Raw genomic sequence first — 26,638 nt, forward strand, 5'->3', positions numbered from 1 at the left:
GCCAACGAAATTTTGTCGAGAAGTCTCTGGTACGCCCTAGCCAAACCAAAAAAGCTGACCCGCAGAGCCAGCTAGCCTGAGGTAGAAACGGAGCAATGGTTAAAAGGGCGGTAACGCTCCCTCAGGCTCCTGCGCGCTTAGGCTCGGCGTGGCCCGGGAGTAGCTGGCGGGGGTATTGTTGGTGCAGAGTTCTCGCAAAAAGTCGATAAACAGACGAGTACGGGCATTGAGCATGCGCTTGCTGGTGTACACCGCCGACGCCTTGGCGGTGGTCTGCAAGAGCACCTCGGGGGCCACCTGGACCAGAGACCCAGCCTGGATTTCACCGTAGCAATAGAGCGCCGGCAAGAGGGCAATGCCAAAGCCGTTGAGCACGGTGTCGCGCACCATGATAGGGTCGGTGGTCTCGAGCGCGGCATTTAGGGTCAGGCTGTGTAGGTCACCGCGAATACGCACCTTTAAGGGTGTGCGATTGTAACGTTGCTCGCAAATTTTCACCTGACTCACCAATCGGTCCAAGTCATCAAGCTGACTCAGATTGCGCGCCACCGCTGGGGTGGCGACCCAGAGCAGCGGCGACTCGACTAAGGGCACGCCAATCAGATCCGAGTCGGGCAGGTCGCCGACCTGCACCGCCACATCGATATTGTCACCAATCAGATCCACCGCTACCGGGCTGATGCTCACGCGCACGGTGATACCCGGATAGCGGCTGTGGAAGCGGTGCAGATGGCCGGCCACCACTAGGCGACTGAAGGCCATCGGCAAGGACACCATGAGCTCGCCGCTCGGTTCTTTGGTTAGACCATTCATATGGGCATCGGCCGATTGAATCTGCTCCATAATCAGCTGGCAATGCTTGTGGAAGATCTCGCCTTCCTGGGTCATGCGCATCTGGCGTGAGTTGCGTTCGAAGAGTCGAACCTGCAGCTCCTCTTCCAACCGATGAATAAACCGACTGACGCTCGACTTGGGCATGCGCAGCGCGCGCGCGGCGGCTGAGATGCCGCCGTGCTCAACCACGGCGACAAAGATGGGTAGATCGGCTATGTTCCACTGCATGAACGATTCGTCCTAAACACTTAACTTGTTCCAGATTCTGCCTTTAACTATGCTGCTTGTCATCCATTCTGGGGCTCTATCCAAAAAAAAATACAACACTGTAAGTCACAAGAGCGATAGACCCCGCCCGAATACCACCGCCATGGAGACACACATGCCGAAAGATTACGAAGACATACCCGGTACCTATGTAATGGACGGCCGTCATTGCCGTTTGGGTTACCAGCTCAATATGTTTTGCCTGTCATTAAACGAGGCCGCCAATCGCGAGGCCTTCCGTGCCGATGAAGGCGCCTACCTGGCACAGTATCCGGTGACCCCAGCCCAACGCACCGCGGTGTTAGAGCGCGACTGGCTCGGTATGCTGCAACTGGGCGGTAATATCTATTACACCTTTAAGTTGGCGATCTTCGATGGTCGCTCGATGCAATACGTTGGCGCGGCCATGTCTGGCGTCACCGAAGACAGTTTTCGCGAGATGATGATCGCTGGCGGCCGTTCGGTCGAAGGCAACCGCAGTAAGAAGGAGCAGGCCCGTGGCTAAACTGATTTGTGGTGTGGGCACATCCCATGTGCCGGCCATTGGCGCGGCGATTGATAACGGCAAGACCCAGGATGCCTACTGGAAGCCCTTGTTCGATGGCTATCAGCCGGCACGGGATTGGATCCAGGACAACAAGCCCGATGTGGTGATCGTGGTCTTTAACGATCACGCCTCGGCCTTTAGCCTCAAACTGATTCCGACCTTTATAATCGGCGTCGCGCCGGAGTTTAAGCCGGCCGATGAAGGCTATGGCCCGCGTAAGGTACCGTCCGCCGAAGGCGATCCGGATTTTGCCTGGCACCTGGCCGAACATCTGATCCTCAATGAATTTGATATGACCATCGCCAATGAGATGGATATCGACCACGGCTGTACCGTGCCGCTGTCCATTATGTTCGGTGAGCCCGAGCAATGGCCGTGCAAGATCGTGCCGCTGTGCGTTAATGTAATCCAGTATCCGGCGCCGACCGCGAAACGCTGTTACGATCTGGGTCGGGAAATCCGCGCCGCAGTCGAGGCCTATGGCCCCGATACCAAGGTGGCGATTTTCGGCACCGGCGGCATGTCGCATCAGTTGCAGGGCGAACGCGCCGGACTGGTCAACGCCGACTACGATCAGAACTTCCTGCGCATGCTCACCAGCGACCCGGAGCAGCTGAAGACCCTGAGCCATGTCGAGCTAATGCGCGAAGCCGGTACCGAGGGCATTGAACTGGTGATGTGGCTGATTATGCGCGGCACCATGAGCCTGGATGCAAAGGAAATCTATTCCTTCTACCATGTGCCGGCCTCAAACACCGGCGCGGGACTGATCATACTGGAAGATTGAACCGGAGCGCGCGGCCCCACTGCCTCGAGCAGGGCCGCGTATCCCTTACCCACTAATAAGTGTGGCGTTCAACCCGATTGCGCAGACAGCCGACGGGTGAACGCACTGGAGAGCATTATGATTATCGATTGCCACGGCCACTACACCACCGCACCGGACGAGTTGGGTCACTATCGCGACCAGCAGAAAGCCGACCTCAAGCAGAACGCCGATCACCTAGCCCAAAAGGGCACATTGGCGATCAGCGATGAGCAGATCCGCGCGACCATTGAAAATAACCAATTGAAGCTGCAGCAAGAACGCGGCACCGACCTGACCATCTTCTCGCCCCGCGCCAGCTGGATGGGTCACGACCTGGGCAATGAAAGCACCAGCGTGGCCTGGACCGAACACAGCAATGACCTGATTCGTCGCGTCTGCGATCTGTTCCCGAGCAACTTCGCACCGGTCGCCCAGCTGCCCCAGAGCCCGAATGTTGCGCCTAAGGCCGTGGTTCGCGAGCTGGAGCGTACCGTCAATGAGATGGGCTTTATCGGCTGTAACCTGAACCCGGACCCGTCCGGTGGTTTCTGGAAAGACAAGCCGCTGCACGACCGTTTCTGGTACCCGATCTACGAGAAGATGTCTGAACTGGATATCCCCGCCATGATCCACGTATCGGGCGCCTGTCACCCCAGCCTGCACACCACCACCTCCTATTACCTGGGTGCCGATACCACCGCCTTTGTGCAACTGATGATGTCGGATCTGTTCAAAGACTTTCCCCAGCTGAAGTTTATTATTCCGCACGGCGGTGGCGCAGTGCCCTACCATTGGGGCCGGTTCCGCGGTATCGCGCAGGATCAGGGCTTGGGGGATTTGGCTGAGCGAGTGCTCAACAATATCTACTTCGACACCTGTGTGTACCATCAGGAAGGCATCGACCTGTTACTGGATGTAATTCCAACCAAAAACATCCTCTTCGCCTCGGAAATGATCGGCGCAGTGCGCAGCATCGACCCGACCACCGGGCATTACTTTGATGACACCAAACGTTATATCGATGGCAATAAGAAGCTCTCGGCAGCGCAAAAGCAGGCCATCTTCGAAGACAATATCCGCACCGTCTTCCCGCGTCTGCAGGCCTGATCGGGGCATAAAAAAACCGGCGCTGCGGATACCCGAGCGCCGGTCTATATATTGAGTAATGTCCGGCTGCTAGCTAGTGGCCAGCCCGACGTTATTCTTCGCCAACACCTGCTCGGCACGATAGCTGGAACGTACCAGTACGCCCGACACCACTTCCAAGAAGCCCATATCCAGACCCCATTGACGATACTCCTCGAACTCGGCCGGCGTGACATAGCGGTCTATCGGGTAATGGTTCACCGTGGGCTGCAGATACTGACCAAAGGTCACAATATCGACATTAGCGGCGCGCAAGTCGGTCAGAGTTTCGCGAATCTCCGCCTCCGTCTCACCCAAACCGAGCATGACACTGGTTTTGGTCAGCACGTCTGGCCGGTAGGCCTTGGCATGGGCGAGCACGGTCAGGGTCTGATCATAGGACGCGCGTGGGTCGCGCACCGGATGGGTTAAGCGGCGTACCGTCTCAATATTCTGGGCAAAGACCACTACGCCGGAATCGACCACCGTTTCAATATCGGCCAAGACGCCGAGAAAATCGGGCGTGAGCGCCTCAACGGCGACATCCGGATTGAGTTCCTTGACCTTTTGGACACAGGCCGCATAGTGACCGGCACCGCCATCGGGCAGATCGTCCCGGTTGACCGAGGTCAGCACTATATACTTCAACTTCATCAACTGAACCGAGCGGGCGGTGTTTTCCGCCTCATCGGCGTCCAGCCAACCCTTGGGGTTGCCGGTGTTCACCGCACAGAAACGGCAGGCACGGGTACAGATATCGCCCATCAGCATGATGGTCGCGGTACCGGAGCTCCAGCACTCACCCATATTGGGGCACTTGGCCTCTTCGCACACGGTGGCCAGCTTGTGTTCGTGCACAATAGTCTTGGTACGCTCAAAGGCCGCACCGCCCTGCAACTTGACCCGCAACCACGAGGGCTTCGGCAAGCGCTCGGCCTGCTTGGGCGTGGCCTTAATGCCATCTTTGATGGCGGTAATGCCCTTGGCATTGACGAATTTAGCGCCACTGGGGATGTTGATGGCAGGTATAAGCTTGTTGTCAGACATAGTAGCGTTCCGCACCGCGGCCCTTGGTTGAGATATGGCCACTATGATAAACACTCGGGCCCGGTATTGCATTTTTCTTGGGCAAATTTTGGCAAGCTTGACAAAGTTCACCCGGAACATGGGCCCTGGGCGGGGTGGAGCGCCGCCGCCATGGTCGCTGAGCGCTTAGTTTAGGTGTATTCGAATTCCACCCGACCTGGTCAGGATTTAACTGAGATGCCATGCTGTATATTGTTATTTTTGGGGCATTGGGTTGAATCGGCGGATAGGGGGTAATGGGATGAACCTGCATGGAAGGCCTGCTCTGATAATCGGCTTTGTACTGGCCATCTCGGCCTGCGGCGGTGGCTTAGTCGGCATAAAAATAAAGGTCGTCGATGAAAATAATGTACCTATTGAGGATGCAGCAGTAGCCCTTGAATTTATGTTATCGGAAGGTAGCAACAGCTGTAGAGGGCACACCGACAAAAAAGGCAAAGATAGTGCGATTCGGTTCGGCACGTTTGGTACTTGGTATTTGGTTACAAAAGAAGGGTATTACGATACTAAAGGTGATTTCGGCTATGGCAATCACGATGCGACGGTAATTTTACGGGAAAAGAAAAACCCAATTCCAATGTATGCTAGGAAAACTCATCTACGTGCTGATAGGAAAGATCTTAAAGGCCATTGGGTTGGCTATGATTTTATGGCAGGGGACTATGTTCCGCCTCACGGGAATGGCTTGCATAAAGATTTTGAGTTTTTCTATACCTTTGACGAAGTGGATTTTTTAATAATCAATATAATTTAGCTATTCGATTTCCAAATGAGGGGAGCGGGCTTATTGGGTTTAAAGTGAAGGGTTCTACAAGTAAGTTAAAATCAGATTATTTGGCGCCTGAGGTCGGATACAAAAGTGAATCTAAATATTATGAATATAGGTCCAGTGATGATCCGATGGAATCTAATTTCAATAGGTTTAGAATGTACTACTTTCGAATAAGAAGTCAGGTGGATGAGGATGGCAAGGTGGTTTCAGCCCTATATGGAAAAATGTCCAGCGAATTTCCAAAGCTACATTATTACCTAAACCCAAACGACAACGACCGAAACGTAGAGTTTGACCCAAAGAAGAATCTATTCATGAACTTACCCAAAGAAGAGCGACAAATTGGATTAACAGTGCACAGCACTTTGAACGCTCATTTTAGTTATTTGCAGGAAAAGTGGCTTCAGTCAAAGCAGCTGGTGAGTCTTTAGGTTGCTGGCGCATTCCGACAGTCGGGGCCCTGCTGACTTAGGATGTGATTGAATATTTCAAATCTCAATTCAATTCGTCTGAATGAAAGCCTTGCCAATCAATCATCATTCCACTGTATCTAAATATTTTAATATTAGAACGGCGGCGTGACTGCGTCGCCTTTTCTTAGACGGACCGATATTCGCTATGAGTACTAAAGTGGATGTTCCTCTAAGGCTCGCGCTCAGGCTCCCTGTCAGGACAGAGTTCATCCGATATGACTATTAAAATATACATTAATATTAACTGGGCATGTCTATACATCCGAGTTTATCGCCATGCGTCTTGCCGCATTGGCGGGTCTTAAGGTTGCACCGGTAAAGATGATCCAGGCAGCCAATTAGAAACCTGTCTTGCAACAGCGAATAATTTCTCTGTCAAAAGATGATGCGCGTAACATTTTTGAAAAAAATATCCGTGACAAAGGGAAGCCGGCCCTCCGTCTGCGCTGAGGCCGATGTTAGCGAAGTTGATCGTAAACTACTTTTGGGGCGGTAGTTTTTAAATGCGTTTTCAATCGAGATGAACTGATAAGTCGGGCCATATTATTTAGAGAGGCTTAATGTGAGACCCACTTCAATACTGGTTATCTCCCTATGCCAGCAAGCGGTAGGTCCCACGATATTTTCGCAATGAGCCGATGTGTGATGCAAAATACATGAAATTACGGAAATGTGTGAACGATGTCCCTCGGTTAAATGTGCTGGGCCGCGCTGGGGCTTGGCGTAACCTATGTTGAATTTCAACAATTCAACAATCGGAGAGCAGGGGAGTCAAAGCCATTGATGTTTGGCGACATCCCCGGTCACCGGCGCGGCTGACTCAGAATGCTGCGCACATAGGCTGTGCCGTACTGGGCAAAATCACCCAATAGGTCGGCCACAACTGTTTCCATACGCTGATAGGCCTCTAGGCCAGATTCCTGCAAGACAATATCCGGTAATTGGCTTTTCACGCCAAGATCGGAGTATTCAATGGCCGAATCGTTAATGAACTTTGCCGGCATGGCTTGCTGCAGAACCCGATCGACTTGCTCAGCCTTATCGTAAGCGGTTTTTGCGATCAGCCCGATTACCTGTTCATTGGTAAATGGGACGCTGGTTTCCGGTGGCACCAAAGCGCTGATCAATGGGCTGGTTTGGTGCGCAATATAGGCACGGTCCATCACTTCCTGTTGGAAGTCTTCCAGTGCCGTATGGCGGTTCGAGGTCAATTGAGTCGCCTTTTGCTGCGCACTCGGTAGGCCGATCACGCCCAACACGCCGGGTATTAGAATATCTAAGGTGCTGGCCCCGGGTAAGGGGGTGACATGGTATGGGTTGGAGAAGTCGCCGACATAGTGCAAACCCCAGCCCATAAACCGCCAGCCCCAGTAATCATGGCCTTGGGCAAAAGCAAACTCGGCTAATTGCTTAAAGAGTAAGATGCGGTATTCCGGATAGGTGCGTTTGAGGAAGCCGCCGGCGGCATAGATAATCTTTGGCTCATGATAGAAGCCCATGTGAAACGGGGCCTGCGTGCCATAGGGCAGGGCCGGATTGCCAAAGGGTTGAGCACCAAAACCATACTCTAGGCCATAGTCGGTATTGCTGTCGGTGAACAGGCCAATGTCTAAGCCGTGGTCGGGTTCATCATTAGCCGTGGTGACCACGTCCAGTGGCGCCACACGGCGTCCTTCAGTCAACTGTATTAATTGGACCTCTTCCAGGTGAACTGGGTCGGTTAGGGTTCTGACATCGCTTGCCGCGATCGGCATGCCGTCTCTCGCCTCACCGGGTAATAACTGAACGTAAAGCGCGAGCTTCGAATTGGGGTTAATACGGATCGCTTGAGTGAAACGCTGGCGAACGCTTTGGGCATCGCCGTTGGCGATAAAACGCAGACTGTCTGGCCGGGGCGCGTAATGCCATAACGAATTCCGCAACTGCTGCTCCTGTTCATCCAGAAACACGGCCAGGTCTGATTCCGTGGCCATCAGGAAGGCCTCTATGCTTTCCACCTCGACCGGGGCGGCATCGCGTACCTCGGGTAAGGCCTGCAGTAGGTCGTGACTGATGAGCGTGTGGTTGGACCAGCTGTATACCCAGGGGGCCTGGGCCGCCAGCAATAACAGTAGCAATAGGGATTTTAATTTCATATTATTGACCAATTAGGGCTTAAAAGCAGAGGCTAACGTAGCGCATTCGCCTTGATAAACCCAGTAGTCATTCTGCGCGGCGATGCCATGGTTCACGATGACGGAGCAGCCAATCTTGTTCGGCGTGCTGCGCTTAATAGAGGCTGGGTAAGTCTTCAAACCCTAGAGCGTCCGGCCTGGGGCCTTGGCAGTTCCGACACAGCGATTAACCAACCAAATTCTACCTTGTTCACCGTTGCACCTATTTGATAAGTAATTATCAAAAAGGCTTTGTGGTGAAAATAATAGTATGCCGCTCTGGTTCCCTTGAAGTGGGCTCTGGTTTCCTTGAAGTGGGCGCTGGCACAACACTAATAGAATTTTTGGCCGCTCATCCCCGAGTGGCTGTAACAACTGAGACATTAAATTGGAGACGTAATGCCCGATATCGTAGTGATGTTTTTTATGCTTGGATTGGTCGCCGGTATCGTCCGCTCGGATTTAGCCGTGCCAAAGGCGACTTACCAAACCTTGAGTTTGTTGCTGATGTTAACCATCGGCCTTAAGGGCGGGATGGCTCTATACGGCAATATGGGTTGGCAAGTCCTGCCGGAATTACTAACCGTGATGGCCTTGGGTGCTTTGATACCGGTACTCATTTTCCCCATCGTACGCAAAGTCATCGGTTTGAATTTGGCAGACAGCGCGAGTATTGCCGCTCATTATGGTTCCGTCAGTGCCGGCACCTTTGCCGTGGCGCTGGCTTATGTCGAAGCCCGCGGTTTGGTTCTGGCCCCAGAAGTGACCCTGTATCTTGTTGCAATGGAGCTGCCCGCTATTGTTGTCGGTCTGTTGATTTATCGTCGTTTTCAAAAGCGGACCGTTGGCGTGGTAAAGCCGACGATGGCCAAACTGTGGCATGAGGCCTTTACCAACCAGGGTGTCATATTGCTGTTAGGCGGCGTAGTAATTGGTCTAATGTATGGACCGATAAAAGGCGCTGCCGTAACCGATTTGTATACCGGTGCCTTCAAGGCGGTACTGGCGTTATTTTTACTGGACATGGGCTTAACCGCCGCATCAACATTGAGACCCTTTCCTCTGCATCATTGGCGCTTATTAACTTTTGCCTTGATCGCCCCGCCAATATTGGCGGTGATCGGCATCACCGCCGGTAAATTGCTCGGCATGTCCGAAGGCACCTTGATTATCGTTGCCAGCTTGACCGCCAGTGCATCTTATATTGCTGCGCCAGTAGCGATAAAAGGCGCGATACCCGAGGCTGATATCGGCCTGGCGATGTTAGCCGCTCTTGGGCTTACTTTTCCGCTCAACGTCCTAGTCGGAATTTCGTTTTATCATTACTTAATTTTGCTGTGATCGCTGCTTGAAAAGCTAATTTAAAAATCACCCAAAGCAGAACCCTGGCTCAAGCCTCGATAGTCAATTGACGCTCTATCGAGGTGTTTGTCTCGTAGGCGAGCGTGACGCCTAAGTCCGGTTATTCATCTCTCCTCGGCGCTGGTTAATTGCCAAGGTCGGTTTGACGAATAGCCAATACTAAACTAGGTTAAGCCGCACATGGAAATACGCTATGCGCGGGGGTATTGGATGTTCACAAAAAATGGCTGCGGGCCACAAACGCTGTTCAATGCCTTATGAAAATTCTCAATCTGCTTTTTTTTAACCTAATGTCTTTGCTCTGTGTAGCGGGTTATGCTGAGCCAAACCTTAGGTTGTCATCTTACGATCTACCACCTTACATCGGCCAAAACCTAAACAATCAGGGTGCCCTCTATGAGATCGTAACGGCGGCGTTTGTGCAGGCAGAGCGCCTTGTCGAGATTGATTTTTTCCCCACCACTCGGGCCATTAACTTCGCCTTGATCGGAGAGTATCAAGCCGTCTTCCCCGTGACCTATGATGCCGTGATGAGCGGAAAGTTTTTGGTGTCCGAGCCCATCGCCTCATACCAGCTGGGTTTGTTGGGTAAAAAAAGCATCGAGGCCTCAGGCGCTAAAATTTCAGAAGCGACCACTATCGCGGTGCTGCGCGGGTCCATATCGGAACAGGCGAAAATTGCCTTTGCGCCGGCCCAGTTTTTATATGTTAGCCGCAACGAACAAGCCATGAAGATGTTGTATGCCGGGCGTGTTAACTACGTACTCATAGACAAGTTCAACGCCGCCGACCTGATGGTCGATCAGTTCCCCTACATGATTGGGCAATTTACCTTTCCAAAGCAGTTTATTGAAAGCATCGATTTGTATGTGGCGTTTTCAAAAAAATCGGCCCAGGCTCAGGAGAATTTGGCATCCTTTAATAGTGCGCTTAAGCAACTCAAGGCCCAGGGCGTGATCGACTCGCTGATGAATCGCCACGGCCTGTTGTTGTTTGAGCAGTCTGCCGAGCACAAGGTATTGCGCATCGCCACGGTAGCGAATGGCGATATGGTACTGATGCAACGCCTGTCCAGGGAATACGAGCAACTGCATCCGGCTATCCGGCTTGATTGGCGCGTATTAGATGAGTCTATTTTACGGCGACGGTTGTTGAGCGACTTAGCCATCGGCGAAGGCCAATACGATGTGATGACCATTGGTTCCTATGAGGTGCCGGTGTGGGACAAACAAAATTGGCTGTCGCCGTTAACGGACTTGCCCGAGGACTATGATCAAGCCGATCTGATCGATGTGATCCGGGACAGTCTGTCATACAACGGCGAGCTCTACGCCTTGCCCTTTTATGGCGAGAGTTCGATGACCTATTATCGCCGCGATCTGTTTGACCGAGCCGGTCTCACCATGCCCGCGGAACCTACCTGGGAGCAGATCCGAACCTTTGCCGCAACACTGCATGCGCCCGATGAGGGTATCTATGGGTTGTGTTTGCGTGGCAAGGTCGGATGGGGTGAGAATATTACCAATATAGGCACTCTGGTAAATACCTTCGGCGGGCAGTGGTTTGATCTGCAATGGGTACCCCAATTGGATACGCCAGCCTGGCACCAGGCGGTGAATGTCTATGTTGATCTGGTTCAATCGTTCGGGCCACCCGATACCTATAAAAATGGCTTTTCTGAGAACCTTAGGCTGTTTGCCGAAGGGCATTGCGCACTGTGGGTCGACGCGACGGTCGCCGCCGGACTGCTGTTTGATGCCGGTCGCTCCACGGTGGCCGATACGGTATGGTTTGCGCCGGCGCCTGTGGCCCTTACGCCGAAGGGGTCGGCCTGGTTATGGGCTTGGTCATTGGCCATCCCCTCATCGTCTAAGCTACAGGCCGAGGCAAAAGACTTTATCGCCTGGGCCACGTCTAAGGACTATATCAATAGGGTGGCCGAGTACGAGGGTTGGCTAGCCGTGCCGCCCGGTACGCGCAAGTCGACCTATGCCAATAAAAACTATCGCCAGGCTGCGCCCTTTGCCGACTATGTATTTGACGCCATTAACAGTGCTAACCCTCGGGATGCCACCCTAACGGCCAATCCCTATACCGGCATACAATTTGTCGCGGTGCCGGAATTCACCGCAATCGGTAATTTTGTCTCGCAGAGCATTAATGCGGTGCTGCAAGGTAAGCTGACGGTCGACCAAGCGCTAGCCAAGTCTCAGGCATTTACGCTGGACGTTATGAAAAATGCCGGAACGGCTCAGTAGAACTGCCCGGCAGCAGAGACGCTGTTACAGCTCCAGTTCGGCCAAGCGCAGTTTGTTGTGCGCCACCCGGGTGAGGATGGTGGCCAGGTGTCCGGCCATCAAGGTCATCGGGCTGTCTTTGCGATGAATGATGTAGAGCGGATAGCTGGGGATACCCTGCGCGATGGGCACCTGAATTAGGTGGTCGGCATACTGCGGTACCTGGGTCAATTTGGCCGGTAGCAGGGCCACTGCATCGGCGGCAAACAGAAACCCCAGCGTGCTGGTCAACGAAAAGCATTCCATGGTCGGCGTGGGGGTCGATAGGCCGGCGGCCTCAAATACCTTGACCACGAGTGGACTCAGGCTGGCGCCGGCGCCAATGTGTATCCAGTTGGCCTGCTCCAACTCAGTCAGGGTGGTGCAGGCGGCAAACCGGCTTTGGGCGTTGGTGACCACGGCCATCGGCATGGTTTCAAGCACCTCAATGCTAAATTCACTGGCTGGTAGTGGCTCCCACAGCGGGCAAACCGCGAAATCGATCTGACCGCTGCGCAGTTGTTCGACCGCCACGGCCTGCAGTCCTTCATAGATCTCCAATCGGGTCGCCGGAAACTGGTGTTGAAATAGCCGCACGGTTTGCGGAATCAGATCCACCGTGGAGGCCGGTGCCACCGAGATGCGCACCACACTGTCGAGCGCCCCGCGCAGCTGGTCCATCTCCGCGCGCGCGCGTTCGGTCTCATTGACGATGGTGCGGGCGCGCACCAGAAAGTGCTCGCCATAGCGGGTCAGTTCAATGCCCTGTGCGCTGCGCACCATTAGGGGCACACCCAGTTCCGCTTCTAAGGCCCGGATCTTCTTCGATAGGCCGGGCTGGGAGCGGTTGAGCTGCTTGGCACCGGCGCGGATGCTGCCGCCGTCGACCACGGCAATAAAGGCCTCAATAAGTTCCAGCTTCACAATGCGTTCTCCCTAGGCTATATCAATTAGTTATCACTAAGCGTAAATGGGTATCTTTTGGAATAGTAATGCCAATGGTACGTTTTGGCTATGACTTGTGTGCAGCGATACTCGCTTGGGCCGATACGGTTCGATCACACAGGGATCACCTAACAATAATTGCCTAGCACAAAGTGGAGCGTATTCATGACACAGACCCATAAGACCCAGCCCCCGGTTCTGAAAACACAGGTGGCCATCATCGGCGGTGGCCCGTCGGGCATGCTCTTGTCGTTGTTGCTCAGCAAAGAAGGCATCGACAACGTGGTGCTGGAACGCTCCAGTCGTGACCATGTCTTAGCGCGTATCCGCGCCGGGGTCTTGGAGTGGGGCAGTGTTGAACTGTTGCGTCGGGCCGGCGTCGGCGCCCGCATGGACCGTGATGGCCATGTGCACAACGGTACACGCGTCGCCTGGCAGGGTGAACATACCATGCTGATCGATTCCAAAAAATGGACCGGTAAATCCTTTATGGCCTACGGCCAATCCTATGTGACCGAGGATCTCTATGCCGCGGTATCCGAGATCGAGACCCCGGTGTTGCACGATGTCAGTGATGTGCAGTTGCATGAGCTGACCGGTGCCAGTCACGTTACCTTTGTGCAAGACGGGGTCGCGCAACGACTCGATTGCGACTTTATTGCCGGCTGCGACGGTTTTCACGGCGTGTCGCGCCAAGCCATACCAGCCAGCGTGCAAAAGAACTATGAAAAGGTTTATCCCTTCGGTTGGTTGGGTGTCTTATCGGAAACCCCGCCCTTACCCGACCTCTGGTATGTGCAGCACGAACGCGGCTTTGCCCTCGCCTCGCAACGTAGTGCAATGCTCAGCCGCTATTATGTGCAATGCCCAATCACCGATCGGGTCGAAGACTGGTCCGATGAACGGTTCTGGAACGAACTGATCGCCCGTTTTCCGCCGGAGATTGGCAGTGCCATTATCACCGGCCCCTCGATCGAGAAGTCGATTGCTCCGTTGCGCAGCTTTGTCACCGAACCGATGCGCTATGGCGCCTTGTTTCTGTGCGGCGACGCGGCGCACATCGTGCCACCCACGGGCGCTAAGGGCCTGAACCTGGCCTTGTCGGATGTCTACTATCTGTGGCGCGGCCTGACTCAGCACTATCAGCAGGGCAGTGATACCTTGCTCGATCGTTATTCTGAGGTCGCGCTCGATCGTGTTTGGAAAACGGAACGTTTCAGCTGGTGGATGACGTCTTTATTACACGTCTTTCCCGAGCAATCGAGCTTCGACCATCGAACCCAAGCCGCCGAGCTCAATAGCATTCTGGCCTCAGAACACGCCCAAGCCTGGCTGGCCGAGCAGTACGCCGGCTTCCCGGTTGAAGATTGGGGTTGAATCCCTATAGCCCTTTAAGCAGTCGTTAGACTGTGACAATGGGCCGAAGCGGCAGATTGCTTGGTTAAAAACAGCAACCGGAGTGTTATGGTTATCCCGTGTCGGCGTATCCTGCCGTCTCTGTTAACTGGGAATATATGACCATGATGTCCGACCTTAGGCTGCGCAATGTCACCGAACGGGATCTGGAGCGCTGTTTCGCTATAGAACAGATTGCCTATGCCGGTGATGAGGCGGCCAGCAAAGAAAAAATCCTTAAACGCATTCGGCAATACCCCGAAGGTTTTATTGTCCTGGAAAATGATCACGAGGTGATCGGTTTTATCAATTGCGGGGCAACCGACAGGGTAGAGATGGCCGATGATGAATTTAAATCGTTGGTCGGGCATGATCCCAAGGGGAAGAAGATAGTGATTATGTCGGTCGTGGTGCATCCGGACTACCAGCAGCAGGGCATGGCCGGCCGGCTGCTGGTGCACTTTATTGACGCCATGCGAACGCTGGGTAAAACCGACCTATACCTGATGTGCCAAACTGAATTGATCGATCTCTATGCCCGCTATGGATTCGTTTATCTGACCGAATCGGCCTCCGATCACGGCGGTCTGAGCTGGCACGAGATGCGCTTAACGCTCTTACCCTAAGGCGGCGCCAAAAAGGCGCAGCCACCCTGATCCAACTGGGATCGGGTCGAGTATCTATAGCCGAACCCGTCTTTGGAGTCCCGATGAACCAACTCAATCCCAAAAAACTGCTCAACAGCAAATGGACGGCCGTGCAGCCACGCGAAAAAGAAAAGCACTTCCGGATCAGTGAAGTCGAGTTTGACGAGGAAGGCGTGGTAATCGATTGCTTTATCGAGGCGGTCGTGTCGAATAACTTCTACGCCATTCAATGGCAAGACCTTAAAGACAGCACGCGCTGGCTGCAAGGCTGGAAGTAGCACTATTGGCATAGGCACTGTTGGGTTCAATCTATTCGACTGCGCTCGGGCCGTTTGCCACTAAAGCGTCTATTACGCAAAAAACTCTAATGCCTGTTGTATAAAAAATGCATAACCGCCCACGCCCGGCCAACCCTGTTGGCCCATTCAGTAGCTTTGGGTCAAAACTACACACCCCTCAGCTATGCCCTCAATATGACAGCTGTGTGACAACCCCATTACAGCCAGCCCAATCCCCACCGGCCCAATCCCCCCGCAACCCCCGATCTTCCTAGACCAGTCAAATTTCGCCCTGCTTTGGGGTAGGTCATGCCGACGAGGCGATTCATCAGAATGTACTCTTAGGTGCATAAAAGTTTCATCCTTTGGTCACTGGAACGTCAAATACACTCGCTACTGTTGTCTAGACAAATTAACAACAACAGGCAAACGCCATGAGTACTCAAAGTGTCTACCGCAGCCCATCGGCCTCAGAAACTGTTCCTGCTATTGGTTCGGTTAATCGGGCAGCCTTGGTCGGCGCATCACAATCAAATCAGGGTGCAAAGCGCCCGGCTATAGAAATTCGTGGTGTCAGTAAGACCTTTATTCGCGGCACTCGGGCGATCGATGACCTTAGCCTGACGGTGCACCGTGGTGACATGGTGGCCTTAATTGGTCCTTCGGGCTCGGGTAAATCGACGCTGTTACGGCACATCAATGGCCTAACCTACGGTGATCGAGCTGAGACGTCGGACGACATCAGCAGCATCGCCGTCATGTCGAACTATACCCAGCAAGGTGGCAAACGCACCACCCATACCCAGCCAAGCCGTAAGAAAATTGGTTACATCTTTCAGCAGTTTAACTTGGTCAATCGACTGTCGGTTTTAACCAATGTTCTGGTCGGTGGCCTCGGCCATATGCCGGTCTGGCGGGCGACGCTGGGTTGGTTTTCCGCTGCCGAGAAGAGTCAAGCATTGACTGCTCTGGCGCGGGTGGGGATGGCTGAATTTTGTCACCAACGGGCCAGTACCTTATCCGGTGGCCAGCAACAACGTGTTGCCATTGCTCGAGCATTGATGCAAAAGGCTGACATTATCTTGGCCGATGAACCGATCGCTTCGCTCGATCCGGTGGCAGCCAGAGTGGTTATGCAAATTCTCAAAGACATAAACGAACACGATGGTAAGACGGTGGTCGTGACCCTGCATCAAGTGAACTATGCCACCAGCTATTGTCAGCGTGTGGTTGCCTTAAAAAAAGGCAAACTCTATTTCGATGGACCGGCCGCAGAATTGACCACAAATCGTCTCGGCTCGCTCTATGAGGCCAATGAAATAGAAGAGCTGTTGGCCGGCGGATAATCACAGTTTTCCTGCGGTGTTGACGGCGGTCGAATGTGCGGTGTCATCGTGCGATCGATCGAAGTCAGGACCAAGCATGATCTTAAAACGTTTTATAAACCTACCAACCATACTTAGGAGCACCGATGTTAAAAAATGTCTTCAAAACCACAGCGGCCAGACTGCTGGCGGCAACAGCTCTGCTGAGCCCCATCGTCCAGGCGGAAACCGCTGAATTGAACTTTGGCATTATTGCCACCGAATCGACCCAGGGTTTGAAAGACCAATGGATGCCGTTTCTCAACGATATGAGCGAAAAATTGGGGGTTAAAATTAATCCTTTCTTCGCCTCTGATTATGCGGGTGTCATTCAAGCGATGCGTTTTGATAAGGTCGACCTGGCCTGGTACGGCAACAAGTCGGCAATGGAAGCGGTTGATCGGGCGGGCGGCGAAATTTTCGCGCAGACCGTCGACGTCATGGGCAATCCGGGTTACTGGTCGTTATTGATTACCCACCAAGACAACACCGAAATAAACAACGTGGCCGATATGTTGGCCAACGCAGGCAGTCTCACTTTCGGTAATGGTGATCCAAATTCCACCTCGGGTTACCTGGTGCCGTCTTACTATGTTTGGGCCAAAAATGGCGTTGAGCCGAACAAGATATTTAAACGCACGATGAACTCGAATCATGAAACCAATGCGCTGTCAGTGGCGACCAAGAAAGTCGATATCGCTACCAATAACACTGAAAACATGGCCCGAATCCAAGAAAATTTCCCGGATCGTTTTAACGATATAAAGGTCATTTGGAAGTCACCGTTGATTCCATCGGATCCCATTGTTTGGCGTAAAAATCTGGATGAAGCCACCAAATCTGCAATCTATGACTTCATTATGAACTACGGCAAGACTGGCGACGCGCAAGAATTAACCAATCTCAATAATATTGGATGGGCGCCCTTTAAAGCGTCGAGCGATTTGCAATTGTTGCCGATCCGCCAATTGGTCTTATACAAAGAACTGATCCGATTAACGGCCAGCGATATTAAGACCAAAGAGACTGATATAGCGGCCATCAATGCCCAGTTAGGCGAATTGAACCGCATGATGGCGGCGTTGGAAGCACAGCAGTAAGGTTGCCCGCAGGGCGGACCCGCTCTGGCAATCAAACCCCAACCTGAGCAGCAGCGACCTTTTAGGGTCGCTGTTATTCGGCACAAAATCTGGACAACCTATGACCGCTCATCAAGCCATACCCACCCAACCGTCCAACACCGCTGCTACGCAAATGCATTACAGCTCGATCAATCGCTGGCGCGCCCTACGTTCATTGGTGCTTTGGCCCATGGCCGCACTGGTTTTAATCTGGGCCTGGCAGGGTGCTGAAATGGACTTTGGCATGCTGATTCGGGATCGCGCCAATATAGCGATACTGGCCGGTGATTTTTTTCCGCCCAATTTTCAAAACTGGAAGTTCTATGTCGCCGAGATGCTAGTGACTATACAGGTCGCCATCTGGGGCACTCTGCTGGCGGTTATTTTGGCGGTACCCTTTAGTATTCTTAGTGCCGAAAATCTGGTGCCAGTCTGGGTCTATCAGCCGATTCGACGTCTTATGGATGCTGCGCGCGCTATTAATGAGTTGGTGTTTGCCATGTTGTTCGTGGTCGCCGTGGGCCTCGGTCCGTTCGCTGGCGTGATGGCACTTTTTATTCACACTACCGGCGTGCTTGCTAAGTTATTTTCCGAAGCCATTGAGGCTATCGAGCCGGGTCCGGTTGAAGGCGTTCGTGCCGTCGGTGCCAATGGCTTGCAGGAAATTATTTTCGGGGTGATTCCCCAGGTTTTACCGCTGTGGATCTCCTACACCCTGTATCGATTTGAATCGAACCTTCGCTCGGCCACGGTCATTGGCATGGTGGGTGCCGGCGGTATCGGTGTGGTGTTATGGGAATCGATGCGCGGTTTTCAGTTCGCCAATACCTGCGCCATTATTCTGATCATCATTCTCGCCGTGTCGCTGCTCGATATTCTTTCCCAATTCATTCGCAAGTCGTTTATCTAAGGGCACCCGATGCAGGCTCAGGCGCTTAATATAGAAACCTGTCTAGACAAGCCAGATGGTATGGCCGCTGACCCGATATATCGGCAGGTAGCCCTGTTGCTGGAACAGGATATTAGAAGCCATTTAAAACCGGGCGATTTGTTAGCGTCCGAGATGAAACTGGCGAGCCGTTTTAAAGTCAACCGCCATACGGTACGGCGTTCGATCGATCAATTGGTACGTGCCGGTCTGGTCGTAAAACAACAGGGACGGGGCACCCAGGTGGTCTCCAATCAGATCGAATACCTGCTCAACCCAGCCGGTAAGTTTACTAAAAATTTGACCGAGAAAGGCAAGTCGAGTCAAGCACTGTTGCTCGCTACGCGTTCCTACACGGTCGCCACTGTGCCAGCCGGGATAGGGCGTATCTTTGCGCTCCAGTATCCGGCCGGTGGCACCCTGATGGAATTGCAAACGCTGCGCTTTATGGAACAGGTGCCGGTCTGTTTGATTCACCATTACGTGTGGGCGCAGGCGCTGCCCGGTATCGCGACCAGCTATAGCGGGGGGTCGCTGCACCGCCACATCGAAAATCATTATCAACGCACATTGCAGCGCAGTCAGATTCAGTTTTCGGCCGTCCTCGCCACCAACCGGCAGGCGATTCACTTGAAGTGCGCGGTCGACAGTCCGCTGGCGATAGTGCAATCGGTCAATCACGATCAACAGAGTCGGACGTTGGTGGAAGTATCGGTGAGCTACTCCCGCCCCGACCGGCTGCAATATCAAATCGATTTCAATACCACGGAGGTCAGCTGATATGAGCCGACAAGAGTACACCCGCAGTCAATGGCAACGTCTGTTTGCCCTGGCCAATGAACACGACTTACAGGATCTGTATCAGCACGCCGACTGGGCCGCGCCTTATGAACTCAGCCAAGGGCCCGAGACCGGACTGGTGACAGTGCGTGGTCGGGTTAGTGGCGACGGCGCGGCCTTTAATTTGGGCGATGCCAGTGTCACCAAAACGCAGGTGGTGCTGCACGATGGCACCCGCGGTTTTGCCATGACCCTGGGCGCGAATGCCACTCATTCATTGCTGGCCGCGTTACTCGATGCCGCCATGCAGGTACCGCAAGCGGTGCGTCTGGCCGTGCCGATGCGCCAGTTGGCCGCCACTTTGGCGCAGCGTCATGCCGCGCGCCAGCAGCAAATAAGTAGCACCAAGGTTGATTTTTTCACTCTGGTGCGAGGAGATTGATATGACGACTCAAGCACCTACTTCCGCCCAAGCACCTACGCCCGCCCAAGCGCCGAGCGCGGCCGAACAATCGGCGCGCCAATTTCGCCAGATTCTCGATGCCCAATCCTACCCTGGTCGTGCGCTAAGCCTAATGCAAGAAACAGGACCCTTAGATCCAGGCGGCTTATCACCGGCCTGCCAGATATTAGTGGAAAACCTGGGTAATCGAGACGTCCAGGTGGCCTTTGCTGCCAGCCTACCGTCTGCTGAGTTGGCTCGCTGGGTGCGCCTGACCCTGAACAGTGAAGTGGTCGCGGTGGCCGAGGCTGACTTTATAGTCTGCCGCCAGGCCGATCTGGCGCACCTTGATTTGACCCAGCTGGGCCTGGGCACCATGGCCTCGCCTGAGTTGGGCGCTACCCTGGTGATCGACTATCAGGGGCCGGATCTAACTGCCGTGAGCGCTGAAGCGACAGCCGGCTGTGTGCGCTTAACGGGCCCTGGCATCAATCCACAGGGACCGGTGAAGCGTCTGAATCTGACCGAGATCGATGCAGCCTTTTGGCACCAACGGGCCGACTGCAACGGCTCGTTCCCGATGGGTTTTGATATCTTTATCTGCCGCGACTCAGAGCTCATTGCTCTGCCGCGTACCACCCGTATTCAGCTCGAAGGAGACGCCGCATGTATGTAGCCGTTAAGGGTGGCGAACAGGCCATCGACAATGCCCATCGCTTGCTCGCGGCCTACTGTCGCGGCGACGCGCAGGCGGCCGAGGTCTCGGTCGCGCAATTGAGCCAACAGTGTCCGTTTGCCATCAGCCGAATCATGACCGAGGGCAGCCTCTACGATCGTGACCTGGCCGGTCTTGCTCTGAAGCAGGCTGGGGGTGATTTGGTCGAGGCGATCTTTTTAATCCGCGCCTTCCGCACCACCTTGTCGCGCTTCGGCTACAGTGCCCCGGTCGATACTCGCGCGATGCGCATCGAACGACGCATCTCGGCGGTCTATAAGGATTTACCCGGTGGCCAGGTATTGGGGCCGACCTTCGACTACACCCATCGGCTGCTGAATTTCCAACTGCTGGAAAATCGTGCGCCGGTTCAAACCGACATTGCAACCGCAGCGGCTGTGGACCCGAGCACGGCGACTGACTCGCTCAGCGCTCATCGGGTGAGCGATTTGCTGCGTCAGGAAGGGTTGCTGTCATCGCCCACTGCGAGCGCGGGCGAACCGGTCGACCTGTCGCTTGAGCCATTGACCTTTCCAGCGCAGCGCACTACCCGGTTGCAAGCCTTAGCACGTGGCGATGAAGGCTTTCTAATGTCCATGGCCTACTCGACTCAGCGCGGGTATGCGCGCAATCATCCCTTTGCCGGCGAAATCCGCATGGGCTGGGTTGAAGTCGAGTTCTACTGCGCCGAGATGGACGACACCCTGTGTTTGGGTGAAATCGAAATCAGCGAATGTGACATGGTCAATCAGTTCGTCGGCAGCAAGGACGCCTTGCCACAGTTTACCCAAGGCTATGGCCTCAGCTTCGGCTACAACGAACGAAAAATTATGGCCATGGCGTTGGTCGATCGCGCGTTGCGCGGCGACGAATTTAATGAGCCGGAGGACGCCCCGGCCCAGCAACAGGAATTTGTTCTGGCCCATTGCGATGCCCTCGATGCCTCCGGCTTTGTGTCGCATCTTAAACTGCCCCATTACGTCGATTTTCAATCGGAGTTGGAATTGATTCGCAGCTTACGCGCCAAGGCCAGTGCGCAACAGCCTACCGAAAACCCGAGCGATAAGCGCTCGCAACCGTCCGTCCGCCCATCCCACGCTGACGCTCTGGAGGTCACCGATGACAGTGCACGCTAAGGTCCAACCGATTCACTATAACTTCGGTTATCTCGATGAGACCACGAAAAAAATGATCCGCCGGGCCTTGCTCAAGGGCATTGCCATTCCCGGTTATCAGGTGCCGTTCGGTGGTCGCGAGATGCCCATGCCCTATGGTTGGGGTACCGGCGGCATTCAGATCACCGCCGCCATTATTGCACCGGATGAGGTCTTGAAGGTGATCGATCAGGGCGCCGATGACACCACCAATGCGGTCTCGATTCGTAAGTTTTTCCATCAGGTGAGCGGCGTGGCGACGACCACCGAAACGGCGCAGGCCTCATTGATCCAAACCCGGCATCGCATTCCCGAGCGGCCCTTGCAGGAACATCAGATACTGGTGTTCCAGGTGCCGATTCCGGAACCGCTGCGCTTTATCGAACCGAGTGAAAGTGAAACCAGCAAGATGCATGCTCTAGCGGAGTACGGCGTGATGCACGTAAAACTGTACGAAGACATTGCCCAATACGGCAAGATCGCTACCGCTTATGCCTACCCGGTCGAGGTCAATCAACGCTATATCATGGACCCGTCGCCGATCCCGAAATTCGACAACCCCAAGTTGCACCAGTCGGCAGCACTGCTGTTGTTTGGCGCCGGTCGTGAGAAACGCATTTATGCTGTGCCGCCCTATACCGATGTGAAGAGTTTGGAGTTTGACGACTACCCCTTTGAGATCGAGCAGTGGCCCGACAACTGCGCGGTGTGCGACGCCGGTGACAGTTTCCTCGATGAAATAGTGCTCGATAACGCCGGGCGACGAGAATTTATCTGCTCCGATTCCGATTACTGTCAGGCGCGGGTTGCCCAGGGCTTTCAGGGCAGTGCCAATCGCGTGAGCGAAACCGTGCAAGGAGAACAGGATGTTTAACTACCAAGGCAAGGCACCGACCAGTCTGTTATCGGTTAAGAATTTGACCCGTCTTTATGCGCCGAACACCGGTGCTCAGGATGTGTCGTTTGAGCTCTATCCGGGTGAAGTCCTGGCCATTGTCGGGGAATCCGGCTCCGGCAAGAGCACCCTATTGCAGAGTTTGTGTGGCAGTGTGCCGCCCGACGCCGGCCAGGTCATCTATCAGGATACGGCCGGTCAAAGCCAGTCGCTCTATGAGCTGTCGGAAGCACGTCGGCGGCTGTTGATGCGCACCGATCTCGGCCTGGTGCATCAGAACCCGCGTGATGGCCTGCGCTTGCGCGTCAGTGCCGGGGGCAATATCAGCGAACGACTGATGGCCGTCGGCGCGCGCCACTATGGCCAACTGCGTGCCACCAGTACGGAGTGGATGCGCCAGGTCGAGCTGGACACCCAACGCATCGACGACATGCCGACGCAATTTTCCGGCGGCATGCAGCAACGCCTGCAAATTGCCCGCACCCTGGCCACGGCCCCGCGCCTAGTCTTTATGGACGAACCGACCGGTGGTCTCGATGTGTCGGTACAGGCGCGCATTCTCGATCTGTTGCGTTCCCTGGTGCGCGAATATCAACTCTCGGTGGTACTGGTCACGCACGATCTGGCGGTGGCACGGCTGCTCTCCGATCGGATGATCGTGATGAAAGACAGCCGCGTGATCGAGACCGGTTTAACCGATCAGGTGCTCGACGATCCACAACACGCCTACACCCAGTTATTGGTTAACTCTGTGCTGAGTTTTTAAGGAATCTGTATGCAAACGATGGCGATTGACGTTCGAAATTTATCCAAGACCTTTGTCCTGCATCACCACCAGGAAGTTCGCTACCAGGTGCTGCGCGATTTTAATTTGCAGGTTGCACGCGGCGAGTGTGTGGTGCTAAAAGGCGTCAGCGGCTCGGGTAAGAGTACGCTACTGAAGAGTCTGTTTGGCAACTACCTGTGCGAACAGGGCGAGATCATTTATCACTTCGATAACCAACAGATTGATCTGTTGAGTGCGCCGGATTTTCAAAAACTGAATTTGCGTGCGCATTATGTTAATTACGTCAGCCAGTTCCTGAGCGTTGTGCCGCGGGTGGCGACCTTGGATATTGTCAAGGAGCCACTGTTGGCTGCCGGGGTCGAGGTTGATGTTGCTATTGAAGCGGCACAACGGCTGTTAACCACCCTGAATATCCCCGAACATCTGTGGGCCTTATCGCCGCTGACCTTTTCCGGTGGTGAGCAGCAACGGGTCAATATCGCACGCGGCTTTATTCGCCCGTCGCCCTTTCTGCTACTCGATGAACCGACCGCGTCACTGGACAGCGTCAACCGCCGGGTGGTGATCGACCTGATCAATGCCGCCAAACAACAGGGTTCGGCGATTGTCGGCATTTTTCACGATGAAGAAGTACGCGACAGTGTGGCCGATCGGGTGGTGGACTTCGCCCCCGCGCTGGTCCAAACCGGGGAGTTAAGCGCATGAGTAGCAGTTCAGAACAGATCTTCAGTGGGGCTCAGTTAGTGCTCAATAATGAGGTGGTGCTCGGCACCCTGGTGGTGCAAGACGGCCTGATTCAGGAATGCCAGAGTGGCGCCTCAAGCCTGCCGCAGGCGATCGATTGTCGCGGTGATTACTTGCTACCCGGCCTCATCGAACTGCACACCGACAATATGGAAAAGCACTTTGTACCTCGGCCCGGTGTGCAATGGCCGGGTCGATCGGCGGTGCTGACCCACGATGCCCAGGTGATTGCCTCGGGCATCACCACCGTGTTCGATGCCGTCTCCATCGGTGATATCAAGGCCGATGGTTTTCGCCTCAAGAGTCTGCATTATATGTTGTCCTCGCTGGTGGAGACCTGCGCACTGGGTCTGACGCGCGCGGACCACCTGGTGCATTTGCGCTGTGAAGTCAGCCACAAAAGCTGCCTGGAGCTGTTTACCGAGTTGTCCGATAATCCCCTGGTGCGCCTGGTCAGTATTATGGATCATGCGCCCGGCCAACGTCAGTTTGCCCGGCTGGATAAGTACATTCAGTATTATCAAGGCAAGATGAACTTTAGCGATGCCCAGATGACCGCCTTTATCGCCAGCCATCAGCAAAGCAGTGAACTCTATAGCACCCCGTTCCGTCAGCAAATCGCCGCGCATTGCCAGGCGGCTAACATCCCGTTAGCCAGTCACGACGATGCCACGCTGGCGCACATCGAGGAATCGCTGTCCTTTGGTATGTCGATCGCGGAATTCCCGACCACCCTCGAAGCGGCCCAGGCAGCCCATCAGTCCGGTATGAAAGTGCTTATGGGCGCACCCAATATAGTGCGCGGCGGTTCGCACTCGGGCAATGTCGCCGCCGCCGAACTGGCCCAAGCCGGTGTGCTCGATATTTTGTCATCAGACTATTATCCAAACAGCCTGTTGGATGCGGCCTTTCAGTTGGCCGGTCTCGACAACCCCTATAGCCTGGCCGATGCGATTCGCACCGTGACCTCAACCCCGGCTGCGGCCGTTGGCCTGACCGATCGCGGCAGCCTGGTGGCCGGATTACGCGCCGACCTGGTGCGCGTGCGTTGGCAACATGATCATCCGCTGATTCAGCAGGTTTGGAACCAGGGCGAGCGGGTCTACTGATGAGCAGCGGCAAACTCTATTACCTGATCGGTCGTTCCGGCAGTGGCAAGGACGCCATTCTCGATCGGCTGCGTCATTACCCCGGGGTCGTCGTCGCGCATCGCTATATCACGCGGGCCGGCGATGCCGGATCGGAAAACCATATCGCGCTGACCGCGGCCGAGTTCAGTCAGCGTGAGCAGGCTGGGGCCCTGTTGTTTGCCTGGCAAGCGCACCAACTGCGTTACGGAGTGGGCGTCGAAGTGCGTCATTGGCTGGCCGCGGGTTTGGATGTCTTTGTCAACGGCAGCCGAGATTATCTGCCTGAGGCACGCGCGCGTTTGGGCGCGCAGTTGATCCCGGTGCTGGTGACCGTGGCCGACGAAACGTGCCGGCAACGGCTGCACCAACGGCGACGCGAATCACCGGCCCAGATCAGCGAACGGATGCAACGCCAGATCGAGGTACCCATTGAGGATGCCCTAGTGATCGACAATAACGGCTCACTCGACGCCAGCCTGGCACAGCTGCTGGCCCTAGGGCTGGTTGCGGAGGGTGTCCAATGATCGCGTCAAATTGGGGCACTTGGGCCGAGCCGTCAGTCCCCAAGGGGCTTGGGTATACAAGGGGAGGGCGGAACGCGAGTGCCTGTCACAGTAGTAAGAAAGATATCTCTAAGGGTGGGTGTCCTAATAAGAAGGATGGCTGTCCGACTAAGGGGTGGCATGTTCCGCGCTTTGGGTTGATGGTGGGTTTGGGTCTATGAAGCTGCGCTTTTTGGGTACCGGGGATGCGCGGCAGGTGCCGGTTTGGGGTTGTCACTGTCCGGCTTGTGAACGTGCCCTGTTGCTCAGTACCTATCAACGTACTGGCAGCTGTGTGGTCTTGACGTTAGCCGGCCGCAACTTTCTGATAGATGCCGGTAATACCCAACTGGCGGCGCGCTTTGCGCCCAATGAGTTGGCGGGTATCTTTCTCAGCCATTTTCACGCCGATCATCTGCTCGGCTTGTTTCATTTGCGTTGGGGGCAGGGTGAGGCGATTCCGGTGCACTGTCCGCGCGATCGAGTCGGTTGCGCCGACCTCTATAAAAACAATGGCTTGCTCGATTTCAGGCCGATCAAGAAAGCCTTTCAGGCCCAGTCGTTTGCGTTATCGCTGGACGCTGTAACCCAGCCTCAAACAGTGTTGCAGGTCACCGCCATACCGCTCAATCACAGTAAGGCCACCCTGGGTTATTGCTTCGAAGCAGAGGGGCAGAAATTTGCCTACCTGTGCGATACCAAGGGCCTGCCCGCAGCGAGCGAGGAATTTCTGTTGGCCTGGCAGCCGGACCTATTGATTATCGACTGCACCTTTCCACCTGGACTGGCCGATGCCCATGCGGCCAACCACAATGACTTAACGGACGTCCTAGACCTGTCCGCGCGTTTTGCCAGCGCCGGCCAAAGGCCCTCGATCTGCTTGACCCATCTGTCGCATCAGATGGATAGCTATCTGATGGCCCAGCAAGACTGCTTACCTGAGAATGTTTGGGTGGCGTACGACAATCAGGAAATTGCCCTTGAACAGGGTAATACGCATCAACCTCGGCCCCTGAACTAGAGGCTGTGGTTGGACATAATGGCCACCTTTTGGTGGATCACGATCGC

The 26,638-nt window shown here is 54.6% G+C and carries 26 protein-coding genes; 22 read left to right on the forward strand and 4 right to left on the reverse strand.

All coding sequences use genetic code 11. From position 1 onward, the window contains the following. Positions 1–99: 99 nt before the first annotated feature. Entirely contained in the window at positions 100–1,062 is a 963-nt protein-coding gene (locus REIFOR_RS02720; protein ID WP_100256098.1) for a LysR family transcriptional regulator, read from the reverse strand. A 154-nt stretch (positions 1,063–1,216) separates the two neighbouring features. Here REIFOR_RS02720 and ligA point away from each other — a divergent pair, with 154 nt between their 5' ends. From ligA to REIFOR_RS02735, 3 genes are all read left to right on the forward strand, one after another. Further along, positions 1,217–1,606: a protocatechuate 4,5-dioxygenase subunit alpha gene (ligA, locus tag REIFOR_RS02725; RefSeq protein ID WP_193437319.1), complete on the forward strand. Its 390-nt coding sequence runs from the start codon at positions 1,217–1,219 to the stop codon at positions 1,604–1,606. Further along, a complete protein-coding gene (locus REIFOR_RS02730) occupies positions 1,599–2,435 on the forward strand; it encodes a class III extradiol dioxygenase subunit beta (protein ID WP_100256100.1) in 837 nt (278 codons plus the stop codon). Before ligA ends, REIFOR_RS02730 begins: the two co-directional genes overlap by 8 nt. 117 nt (positions 2,436–2,552) lie before the next feature. Then, positions 2,553–3,563 carry an amidohydrolase family protein gene (locus REIFOR_RS02735; protein ID WP_100256101.1) on the forward strand — a complete coding sequence of 337 codons (1,011 nt, stop codon included), beginning with the start codon at positions 2,553–2,555 and terminating at the stop codon, positions 3,561–3,563. A 69-nt stretch (positions 3,564–3,632) separates the two neighbouring features. Here the strand turns inward: REIFOR_RS02735 and lipA are convergent, their stop codons facing one another. Next, positions 3,633–4,628: a lipoyl synthase gene (lipA, locus tag REIFOR_RS02740; RefSeq protein ID WP_100256102.1), complete on the reverse strand. Its 996-nt coding sequence runs from the start codon at positions 4,626–4,628 to the stop codon at positions 3,633–3,635. Positions 4,629–4,908: 280 nt separating this feature from the next. Here lipA and REIFOR_RS02745 point away from each other — a divergent pair, with 280 nt between their 5' ends. Then, entirely contained in the window at positions 4,909–5,421 is a 513-nt protein-coding gene (locus REIFOR_RS02745; RefSeq protein WP_100256103.1) for a hypothetical protein, read from the forward strand. 1,294 nt (positions 5,422–6,715) lie between these two features. Here REIFOR_RS02745 and REIFOR_RS02755 read toward each other — a convergent pair. Beyond that, positions 6,716–8,047, reverse strand: a complete 1,332-nt coding sequence (locus REIFOR_RS02755; protein WP_100256105.1) for a hypothetical protein — start codon at positions 8,045–8,047, stop codon at positions 6,716–6,718. Between the two features lie 417 nt (positions 8,048–8,464). Between REIFOR_RS02755 and REIFOR_RS02760 the strand changes: the two genes are divergently transcribed. After that, a complete protein-coding gene (locus tag REIFOR_RS02760) occupies positions 8,465–9,406 on the forward strand; it encodes a sodium-dependent bicarbonate transport family permease (protein WP_100256106.1) in 942 nt (313 codons plus the stop codon). 278 nt (positions 9,407–9,684) lie between these two features. Further along, positions 9,685–11,685 (forward strand): extracellular solute-binding protein, encoded by a 2,001-nt coding sequence (locus REIFOR_RS02765; RefSeq protein WP_100256107.1) that lies wholly within the window; start codon positions 9,685–9,687, stop codon positions 11,683–11,685. Positions 11,686–11,709: 24 nt separating this feature from the next. On the opposite strand, the gene REIFOR_RS02770 is transcribed toward REIFOR_RS02765, so the two are convergent. Continuing rightward, positions 11,710–12,627: a LysR family transcriptional regulator gene (locus REIFOR_RS02770; protein WP_100256108.1), complete on the reverse strand. Its 918-nt coding sequence runs from the start codon at positions 12,625–12,627 to the stop codon at positions 11,710–11,712. A gap of 186 nt (positions 12,628–12,813) precedes the next feature. Between REIFOR_RS02770 and pobA the strand changes: the two genes are divergently transcribed. From pobA to phnP, 16 genes are all read left to right on the forward strand, one after another. Beyond that, entirely contained in the window at positions 12,814–14,025 is a 1,212-nt protein-coding gene (gene pobA, locus REIFOR_RS02775; RefSeq protein ID WP_100256109.1) for a 4-hydroxybenzoate 3-monooxygenase, read from the forward strand. A 98-nt stretch (positions 14,026–14,123) separates the two neighbouring features. Then, complete coding sequence (locus REIFOR_RS02780) at positions 14,124–14,669, forward strand: GNAT family N-acetyltransferase (protein WP_227003743.1); 546 nt, start codon at positions 14,124–14,126, stop codon at positions 14,667–14,669. A gap of 83 nt (positions 14,670–14,752) precedes the next feature. Continuing rightward, positions 14,753–14,968 carry a TIGR02450 family Trp-rich protein gene (locus REIFOR_RS02785; protein WP_100256111.1) on the forward strand — a complete coding sequence of 72 codons (216 nt, stop codon included), beginning with the start codon at positions 14,753–14,755 and terminating at the stop codon, positions 14,966–14,968. Between the two features lie 434 nt (positions 14,969–15,402). Then, positions 15,403–16,314, forward strand: coding sequence for a phosphonate ABC transporter ATP-binding protein (gene phnC, locus REIFOR_RS02790; protein WP_100256112.1), 912 nt, complete (start codon positions 15,403–15,405; stop codon positions 16,312–16,314). 125 nt (positions 16,315–16,439) lie between these two features. Beyond that, on the forward strand, positions 16,440–17,432 hold the full coding sequence (gene phnD, locus REIFOR_RS02795) for a phosphonate ABC transporter substrate-binding protein (protein WP_100256113.1): 993 nt from the start codon (positions 16,440–16,442) through the stop codon (positions 17,430–17,432). A 100-nt stretch (positions 17,433–17,532) separates the two neighbouring features. Beyond that, the gene (gene phnE, locus REIFOR_RS02800; protein ID WP_227003744.1) at positions 17,533–18,363 is read left to right on the forward strand and encodes a phosphonate ABC transporter, permease protein PhnE; all 831 of its coding nucleotides are present in this window, start codon (positions 17,533–17,535) and stop codon (positions 18,361–18,363) included. A gap of 9 nt (positions 18,364–18,372) precedes the next feature. Further along, the gene (gene phnF, locus REIFOR_RS02805) at positions 18,373–19,161 is read left to right on the forward strand and encodes a phosphonate metabolism transcriptional regulator PhnF (protein WP_100256114.1); all 789 of its coding nucleotides are present in this window, start codon (positions 18,373–18,375) and stop codon (positions 19,159–19,161) included. Between the two features lies 1 nt (position 19,162). After that, positions 19,163–19,603, forward strand: coding sequence for a phosphonate C-P lyase system protein PhnG (gene phnG / locus REIFOR_RS02810; RefSeq protein ID WP_100256115.1), 441 nt, complete (start codon positions 19,163–19,165; stop codon positions 19,601–19,603). A 1-nt stretch (position 19,604) separates the two neighbouring features. Continuing rightward, on the forward strand, positions 19,605–20,279 hold the full coding sequence (gene phnH, locus REIFOR_RS02815) for a phosphonate C-P lyase system protein PhnH (protein WP_100256116.1): 675 nt from the start codon (positions 19,605–19,607) through the stop codon (positions 20,277–20,279). Beyond that, on the forward strand, positions 20,270–21,454 hold the full coding sequence (locus tag REIFOR_RS02820) for a carbon-phosphorus lyase complex subunit (protein WP_100256117.1): 1,185 nt from the start codon (positions 20,270–20,272) through the stop codon (positions 21,452–21,454). Before phnH ends, REIFOR_RS02820 begins: the two co-directional genes overlap by 10 nt. Further along, complete coding sequence (locus REIFOR_RS02825) at positions 21,438–22,346, forward strand: alpha-D-ribose 1-methylphosphonate 5-phosphate C-P-lyase PhnJ (protein WP_100256118.1); 909 nt, start codon at positions 21,438–21,440, stop codon at positions 22,344–22,346. The genes REIFOR_RS02820 and REIFOR_RS02825 overlap by 17 nt, the downstream gene beginning before the upstream one ends. Continuing rightward, entirely contained in the window at positions 22,339–23,133 is a 795-nt protein-coding gene (phnK, locus tag REIFOR_RS02830) for a phosphonate C-P lyase system protein PhnK (protein ID WP_100256119.1), read from the forward strand. The genes REIFOR_RS02825 and phnK overlap by 8 nt, the downstream gene beginning before the upstream one ends. 9 nt (positions 23,134–23,142) lie before the next feature. Continuing rightward, entirely contained in the window at positions 23,143–23,859 is a 717-nt protein-coding gene (gene phnL, locus REIFOR_RS02835; protein WP_100256120.1) for a phosphonate C-P lyase system protein PhnL, read from the forward strand. Then, positions 23,856–25,007 carry an alpha-D-ribose 1-methylphosphonate 5-triphosphate diphosphatase gene (locus tag REIFOR_RS02840; protein ID WP_100256121.1) on the forward strand — a complete coding sequence of 384 codons (1,152 nt, stop codon included), beginning with the start codon at positions 23,856–23,858 and terminating at the stop codon, positions 25,005–25,007. Before phnL ends, REIFOR_RS02840 begins: the two co-directional genes overlap by 4 nt. Continuing rightward, positions 25,007–25,552 (forward strand): ribose 1,5-bisphosphokinase, encoded by a 546-nt coding sequence (gene phnN / locus REIFOR_RS02845; RefSeq protein ID WP_100256122.1) that lies wholly within the window; start codon positions 25,007–25,009, stop codon positions 25,550–25,552. Before REIFOR_RS02840 ends, phnN begins: the two co-directional genes overlap by 1 nt. A 196-nt stretch (positions 25,553–25,748) precedes the next feature. Further along, positions 25,749–26,591, forward strand: coding sequence for a phosphonate metabolism protein PhnP (gene phnP / locus REIFOR_RS02850; protein ID WP_100256123.1), 843 nt, complete (start codon positions 25,749–25,751; stop codon positions 26,589–26,591). Positions 26,592–26,638: the final 47 nt, after the last annotated feature.

This window comes from Reinekea forsetii (assembly GCF_002795845.1).
Classification (GTDB): Bacteria; Pseudomonadota; Gammaproteobacteria; order Pseudomonadales; family Natronospirillaceae; genus Reinekea; species Reinekea forsetii.

What these genes read in the sequence shown, in the direction of transcription:
- phnP (WP_100256123.1), top strand. Translation starts at nt 25,749, where the DNA reads ATGAAGCTGCGCTTTTTGGGTACCGGGGATGCGCGGCAGGTGCCGGTT.
- lipA (WP_100256102.1), bottom strand. Translation starts at nt 4,628, where the DNA reads ATGTCTGACAACAAGCTTATACCTGCCATCAACATCCCCAGTGGCGCT.
- REIFOR_RS02755 (WP_100256105.1), bottom strand. Translation starts at nt 8,047, where the DNA reads ATGAAATTAAAATCCCTATTGCTACTGTTATTGCTGGCGGCCCAGGCC.
- phnC (WP_100256112.1), top strand. Translation starts at nt 15,403, where the DNA reads ATGAGTACTCAAAGTGTCTACCGCAGCCCATCGGCCTCAGAAACTGTT.
- REIFOR_RS02785 (WP_100256111.1), top strand. Translation starts at nt 14,753, where the DNA reads ATGAACCAACTCAATCCCAAAAAACTGCTCAACAGCAAATGGACGGCC.
- phnN (WP_100256122.1), top strand. Translation starts at nt 25,007, where the DNA reads ATGAGCAGCGGCAAACTCTATTACCTGATCGGTCGTTCCGGCAGTGGC.
- phnK (WP_100256119.1), top strand. Translation starts at nt 22,339, where the DNA reads ATGTTTAACTACCAAGGCAAGGCACCGACCAGTCTGTTATCGGTTAAG.
- phnG (WP_100256115.1), top strand. Translation starts at nt 19,163, where the DNA reads ATGAGCCGACAAGAGTACACCCGCAGTCAATGGCAACGTCTGTTTGCC.
- REIFOR_RS02765 (WP_100256107.1), top strand. Translation starts at nt 9,685, where the DNA reads ATGAAAATTCTCAATCTGCTTTTTTTTAACCTAATGTCTTTGCTCTGT.
- REIFOR_RS02735 (WP_100256101.1), top strand. Translation starts at nt 2,553, where the DNA reads ATGATTATCGATTGCCACGGCCACTACACCACCGCACCGGACGAGTTG.
- phnD (WP_100256113.1), top strand. Translation starts at nt 16,440, where the DNA reads ATGTTAAAAAATGTCTTCAAAACCACAGCGGCCAGACTGCTGGCGGCA.
- REIFOR_RS02825 (WP_100256118.1), top strand. Translation starts at nt 21,438, where the DNA reads ATGACAGTGCACGCTAAGGTCCAACCGATTCACTATAACTTCGGTTAT.
- REIFOR_RS02745 (WP_100256103.1), top strand. Translation starts at nt 4,909, where the DNA reads ATGAACCTGCATGGAAGGCCTGCTCTGATAATCGGCTTTGTACTGGCC.
- phnF (WP_100256114.1), top strand. Translation starts at nt 18,373, where the DNA reads ATGCAGGCTCAGGCGCTTAATATAGAAACCTGTCTAGACAAGCCAGAT.
- REIFOR_RS02820 (WP_100256117.1), top strand. Translation starts at nt 20,270, where the DNA reads ATGTATGTAGCCGTTAAGGGTGGCGAACAGGCCATCGACAATGCCCAT.
- phnE (WP_227003744.1), top strand. Translation starts at nt 17,533, where the DNA reads ATGACCGCTCATCAAGCCATACCCACCCAACCGTCCAACACCGCTGCT.
- phnL (WP_100256120.1), top strand. Translation starts at nt 23,143, where the DNA reads ATGCAAACGATGGCGATTGACGTTCGAAATTTATCCAAGACCTTTGTC.
- phnH (WP_100256116.1), top strand. Translation starts at nt 19,605, where the DNA reads ATGACGACTCAAGCACCTACTTCCGCCCAAGCACCTACGCCCGCCCAA.
- REIFOR_RS02840 (WP_100256121.1), top strand. Translation starts at nt 23,856, where the DNA reads ATGAGTAGCAGTTCAGAACAGATCTTCAGTGGGGCTCAGTTAGTGCTC.
- REIFOR_RS02720 (WP_100256098.1), bottom strand. Translation starts at nt 1,062, where the DNA reads ATGCAGTGGAACATAGCCGATCTACCCATCTTTGTCGCCGTGGTTGAG.
- ligA (WP_193437319.1), top strand. Translation starts at nt 1,217, where the DNA reads ATGCCGAAAGATTACGAAGACATACCCGGTACCTATGTAATGGACGGC.
- pobA (WP_100256109.1), top strand. Translation starts at nt 12,814, where the DNA reads ATGACACAGACCCATAAGACCCAGCCCCCGGTTCTGAAAACACAGGTG.
- REIFOR_RS02760 (WP_100256106.1), top strand. Translation starts at nt 8,465, where the DNA reads ATGCCCGATATCGTAGTGATGTTTTTTATGCTTGGATTGGTCGCCGGT.